The 5656-nt window shown below is 66.0% G+C and carries 5 protein-coding genes; 4 read left to right on the top strand and 1 reads right to left on the bottom strand.

All coding sequences use genetic code 11. The features are described 5' to 3' along the window. The 3 genes from N5E02_RS19805 to N5E02_RS19795 all read left to right on the top strand — a co-directional run. Nucleotides 1-1785: M1 family metallopeptidase (locus tag N5E02_RS19805; protein WP_279946655.1), on the top strand; the 1785-nt coding region annotated here is incomplete at its 5' end. A gap of 125 nt (nucleotides 1786-1910) precedes the next feature. After that, complete coding sequence (locus N5E02_RS19800; RefSeq protein ID WP_005419405.1) at nucleotides 1911-2642, top strand: hypothetical protein; 732 nt, start codon at nucleotides 1911-1913, stop codon at nucleotides 2640-2642. Beyond that, nucleotides 2642-3262: an HAD family hydrolase gene (locus tag N5E02_RS19795; protein ID WP_005419404.1), complete on the top strand. Its 621-nt coding sequence runs from the start codon at nucleotides 2642-2644 to the stop codon at nucleotides 3260-3262. The genes N5E02_RS19800 and N5E02_RS19795 overlap by 1 nt, the downstream gene beginning before the upstream one ends. Nucleotides 3263-3403: 141 nt before the next feature. Here N5E02_RS19795 and N5E02_RS19790 read toward each other — a convergent pair whose 3' ends face one another. Continuing rightward, a complete protein-coding gene (locus N5E02_RS19790; protein WP_005419403.1) occupies nucleotides 3404-4342 on the bottom strand; it encodes a carbohydrate kinase family protein in 939 nt (312 codons plus the stop codon). A 283-nt stretch (nucleotides 4343-4625) separates the two neighbouring features. Between N5E02_RS19790 and N5E02_RS19785 the strand changes: the two genes are divergently transcribed. Continuing rightward, nucleotides 4626-5656, top strand: a 1031-nt coding sequence (locus tag N5E02_RS19785; RefSeq protein ID WP_279946654.1) for a rod shape-determining protein, incomplete at its 3' end; no start/stop codon positions are given.

Below are 5656 nucleotides of genomic sequence, written 5' to 3'. Positions count from 1 at the left end.
AGCTCGTACGCCGAGCCGGACAAGGTCGTCATCAAGGACATCGCGCTGGATCTGAAGCTGGACTTCGACCAGAAGCAGATCGGCGGTACCGCCACCTACACCCTGGAATGGAAACAGAAGGACGCCAAGCAGCTGGTGCTCGACACCCGAGAGCTGACCGTGTCCAAGGTCGAGGCCGTTGCCGCCGACGGCGCGCGCAGCCCGCTGAAGTTTGAGCTGGCCCCGGCCGACAAGGTGTTCGGCAGCAAGCTGACCATCGAGGCTGCGGAGCAGCCGGCCACGGTGGAAGTGACCTACCACACCGCACCGACCGCCTCGGGCCTGCAGTGGCTGGCGCCGTCGATGACCGAGGGCAAGAAGCTGCCCTTCATGTTCAGCCAGTCGCAGGCCATCCATGCCCGTTCCTGGGTGCCGCTGCAGGATACCCCGAGCGTGCGCTTCACCTACAGCGCGCACGTGGTCTCGCGCCCGGACGTGATGGTGCTGATGAGCGCCGACAACGATCCGAAGGCCGCGCGTGATGGTGACTACACCTTCAAGATGCCGCAGCCGATTCCGTCCTACCTGCTGGCCATCGCCGCCGGCGACCTGGTGTTCGAGCCGATCTCCGGCCGCTCCGGCGTCTGGGCCGAGCCGACCATGGTCAACAAGGCCGCCAAGGAATTCGAAGACACCGAGAAGATGATCGGTGCCGCCGAGAAGCTGTACGGCGAATACCGCTGGGGCCGCTACGACATGCTGGTGCTGCCGCCGTCGTTCCCGTTCGGTGGAATGGAGAACCCGCGCCTGACCTTCGCCACCCCGACCGTGATCGTCGGCGACAAGTCGCTGGTCTCGCTGGTCGCCCACGAACTGGCGCACAGCTGGTCGGGCAACCTGGTGACCAACGCCAGCTGGAAGGACATCTGGCTCAATGAAGGCTTCACCACCTACGTCCAGGGCCGCATCACCGAAGCTCTGTACGGTAAGGAAATGGCCGAGATGGAGAAGCAGATCGACCAGACCGACCTGCTGGCCGAAGTGAAGGACATGAGCCCGGCCGACCAGGCGCTGGCGCTGCCGCCGCTGAACGAGCGTGATCCCGACGAAGCCCTCAGCCAGGTGGCCTACGTCAAGGGTTCGTGGTTCCTGGAGTTCTTGGAACAGCGCTTCGGCCGCGAGACCTTCGATCCGTTCCTGCGTGGCTGGTTCGATGACCATGCCTTCCAGAGCGCGAACACCGACCAGTTCGTCGATTACATGAAGAAGAACCTGCTGCCGAAGAATCCGTCGGCCGTGACCGAGGCCGAACTGAAGGCATGGCTGGACGAGCCGGGTATCCCGGCGTTCGCGGCCAAGGCGCAGTCGCGCAACTTCAGCAGCGTCGATACCGCGCGCATCGCCTTCGCCAGCGCCGGCACCGTGCCGAGCAGCCAGGTCATCGCCGACTGGAGCACGCAGGAATGGGTGCGCTTCATCGATGGCCTGGGCGCGACCCAGCCGCTGGACAAGCTGGCCACGCTGGACAAGGCCTTCCACTTCACCGGCACCCCGAATGGCGAGATCGCCATGCGCTGGTACCCGCTGGCAATCCGCAGCGGCTACGAGCAGGCCAATGAAGGCGCGGCGGCATTCATCGAGCGCGTCGGCCGTCGCAAGCTGATCCTGCCGATCTACGCTGAACTGGTGAAGACCCCGAAGGGGCTGGAGCTGGCCAAGCAGGCCTTCGAAAAGGCCAAGCCGGGCTACCACCCGATCACCACTGCCTCGGTCCAGGACATGCTGGCCAAGGCTGAAGCCAAGTAAGCAGAAGCGCCGGGCATCCCCCGGCGCTTTTTTTTGTAGAGTCGAGCCATGCTCGACTGGCTTTTCAACAGCAGTCGAGCATGGCTCGACTCTACAGAAAAGCGAAAACACCAAGGACCTCCGCCATGAAACGACTGATCCTGCTCACCGCCTGCACCCTGGCGCTGGCCGCCTGCAGCAACCCCGAGGAAGAACGCAAGGCGCAGGAAGCCGCCGCAGCCGCCGTGCAGGCGCAGAAGGAGGCCAAGGCCGAAGACGTGGCCAAGCAGTACGACATGGCCGTGGCCGCGCAGGACTGGGAACGCGCGCGCCTGCACGGCGCCTCGCTGCTGGACCAGTACAAGGACACCGCCGCCGCCGAGCGCATCGCCGCGGGCTTCGACGAGGTCAAGGCCAAGGGCGATGCCGCGCGCGACCTGCGGCGCATGCAGGCGCTGTGGCAGTACAACCAGATCCCGGTGGGCAGCAAGGGCAACCAGGTTTCGGCGCAGATCTACAGCAAGGAACGGGTGGACGTGGATGGCAGCGGCGCCAAGCCGGTGCAGCTGGTGTTCCGCGATCATCCGGAGTGGAAGCGGCATGCCTACCTGGTGCTGCAGGCCGGCGATTTCCGTTGCCCGCAGTGCACGGTGAAAGTGACCGTGGACGACGGCAAGCCGGTGTCGATGGCCGCGTGGCGCCCGAAGACCGATGAAGCCATCGCCCTGTTCATCACCGATCAGAAAGCGCTGTGGAAACTGGCGCGCAAGGGCAAGTCGATCAGCATCGAGTTCCCGGTCAAGGCCGGAGGCACCCGTACGGCGGTGTTCGAGACCGGCGGCGTCGACGCCAGCCGCATGCCGCAGTGGTGGCAGTGATGGTCGCGACGGGCAGCGCGGTGCACGCGTTGTCCGCGATCCGGCACTGGGTGTTCGACATGGACGGCACGCTGACTGTGGCCGTGCATGATTTCGCCGCGATCCGCCGCGCACTGGAGATCGCCGCCGAGGAAGACATCCTCGACCATATCGCGGCGTTGCCGGATGCACCGGCGCAGGCCAAGCGTGAGTGGTTGCTGGATCACGAGCGCGCGCTGGCCGAGGACGCGCTGCCGGCGCCGGGTGCGGTGAAGCTGCTGCGCGCGCTGGCGGCGGCTGGCTGCCGGCTGGGCATCCTGACCCGCAATGATCATGCGCTGGCGAAGCTGACGCTGGAGGCGATCGGGGTCGGGGCGTTGTTCGACGATGCCGACATCATTGGTCGCGATGAAGCGGTGCCCAAGCCCTCGCCGGAGGGCCTGCAGCAGCATCTGCGGCGATGGGGCATCGGGCCTGCGCAGGCGGTGATGGTGGGTGACCACGCCTACGACCTGGAGTGCGGCCGTGCGGCCGGCACGCATACCGTGCTGGTCAACCTGCCAGAGAACCCTTGGCCGGGCCGCGCCGACTGGCATTTCGCCGATTGCCGCGCGCTGCTGGCCGCCTGGCAGGCCGCATGACCGGCGCGCGCAAGCCGAGCATGGGCTCGGCTCTACAGAGAGCAGGCAACGTGTCGGTCGGAAGTTCCGGTAGTGCCGGCCGCTGGCCGGCAGTGTCGACCAAGGTCGACACCCACCGATCAGATGCGCGGGCAGTTCGGTTTACGCGCCCAGCGCGTAACCGAACTGCTGCTTGAACTGCTCGTTGAACTCATCGAAGGTGAAACGCTGGTTCTGCGTGCCCGGATGCTCGACCTTCAGTGCGCCCATCAGGTTGCCCATGCGGCCGATGGTCAGCCAGTCGTAGCCCTTCTGGATGCCGTAGATCAGGCCTGCGCGGAAGGCGTCGCCACAGCCGGTCGGGTCGACCACGCGGCGCTCGTGCGCCGGCGGGATGTCGTAGCTCTTTTCCGGAGTGTGGATGACCGCGCCCTTCGGGCCACGGGTGGTGATGTAGGCCTTGACCCGGCTGACGATCTCCTTCTCGTCCCAGCCGGTGCGCTCCTGCAGCAGGTTCGACTCGTAGTCGTTCACCACCACGTAGTCGGCCTGCTCGATGAAGGCGCGCAGTTCCGGGCCGTTGAACAGCGGCATGGCCTGGCCCGGGTCGAAGATGAACGGGATGCCGTCTTCGTGGAATTCCTGCGCGTTCTGGATCATGCCTTCGCGGCCGTCCGGGCCGACCAGGCCCAGGGTGACGCCCGGCACCCCACGCACGTGGTTCTCGTAGGAACGCATCATCGCGCCCGGGTGGAAGGCGGTGATCTGGTTGTTGTCGTGGTCGGTGGTGATGAATGCCTGCGGGGTGAACAGCTCATCGATCACGCGCACGCGCGACAGGTCGATGCCCAGGCCTTCGAAGTATTCGCGGTACGGGCCGAAGTCCGAGCCCACGGTGCCCATCGGGATCGGCTGGCCGCCCAGCAGGTGCAGGTTGTAGGCGATGTTGCCTGCGCAGCCGCCGAACTCGCGGCGCATGCGCGGCACCAGGAAGGACACGTTCAGGATGTGCACCTTGTCCGGCAGGATGTGATTCTTGAACTGGTCCGGGAACACCATGATGGTGTCGAAGGCAAGAGAACCACAGATCAGAGCGGACATCGATGTAAGCCTATGCGGTGAATTTTGGGGTGGGCCGGCCCGGTTCAGCGGGCAAGCAAACGGCGCCCTTGGGCGCCCGACGGCGCAAAGGTTACCCGCTGGTGCCGCTCAGGGCCAGAACCGGGTGAGACCCGATCAGGCCGAAAGCCTGTGAAGACGCGGGTTCAGCTAGTTTTTTCCTTGCTCGGCGGCAGGCGGGTTGCTAGGCTTGTCGGCCTCGATTTCTGCCCATTTTTTCGCCATCCCGCGGCGGGCACGACACCCCTCAGGACTCCTTCCTCAGATGTTCAAGAAACTCCGTGGCATGTTCTCCAACGACCTGTCCATCGACCTGGGCACGGCCAACACCCTCATCTACGTGCGCGGGCAGGGGATCGTGCTGAACGAGCCGTCGGTCGTGGCCGTGCGCCAGGACCGTGCCATCGGTGGCACCCGCTCGGTGGCAGCCGTCGGCGCCGAAGCCAAGCAGATGCTGGGCCGTACCCCGGGCCACATCACCACCATCCGCCCGATGAAGGACGGCGTCATCGCCGACTTCACCTATACCGAGGCGATGCTCAAGCACTTCATCAAGAAGGTGCACAAGTCGCGCGTGCTGCGCCCGAGCCCGCGCGTCCTGGTCTGCGTGCCGGCCGGCTCGACCCAGGTCGAGCGCCGCGCGATCAAGGAATCGGCCGAGGAAGCCGGTGCCCGTGACGTGTTCCTGATCGAAGAACCGATGGCCGCCGCGATCGGCGCCGGCATGCCGGTCACCGAAGCCCGTGGCTCGATGGTCATCGACATCGGCGGTGGCACCACCGAAGTGGCGGTCATCTCGCTCAACGGCATCGTCTATTCGGCCTCGGTCCGCATCGGCGGCGACCGCTTCGACGAGTCCATCACCAACTACGTGCGCCGCAACCACGGCATGCTGATCGGTGAAGCCACCGCCGAGCGCATCAAGGTCGAGCTGGGCTGCGCCTACCCGCAGGCGGAAGTGATCGAGATGGAAATCTCCGGCCGCAACCTCGCCGAGGGCGTGCCGAAGATGATCAAGATCAGCTCCAACGAAGTGCTCGAGGCCCTGCACGAACCGCTGTCGGGCATCGTCAGCGCGGTCAAGCTGGCGCTGGAGCAGACCCCGCCGGAACTGTGCGCCGACGTCGCCGAGCGCGGCATCGTGCTGACCGGTGGTGGCGCCCTGCTGCGCGACCTGGACCGCCTGATCTCCGAGGAGACCGGCCTGCACGTGCAGGTGGCCGACGACCCGCTGACCTGCGTGGCGCGCGGTGGCGGTCGTGCGCTGGAGCTGGTGGACATGCACGGCAACGAGTT

Origin of the sequence: Stenotrophomonas sp. GD03777, from assembly GCF_029842485.1 — a bacterium.
GTDB classification, from domain to species: domain Bacteria; phylum Pseudomonadota; class Gammaproteobacteria; order Xanthomonadales; family Xanthomonadaceae; genus Stenotrophomonas; species Stenotrophomonas sepilia.
The sequence above is the reverse complement of the archived record's forward strand: the minus strand, read 5'-3'. Positions and strand labels throughout refer to the sequence as shown.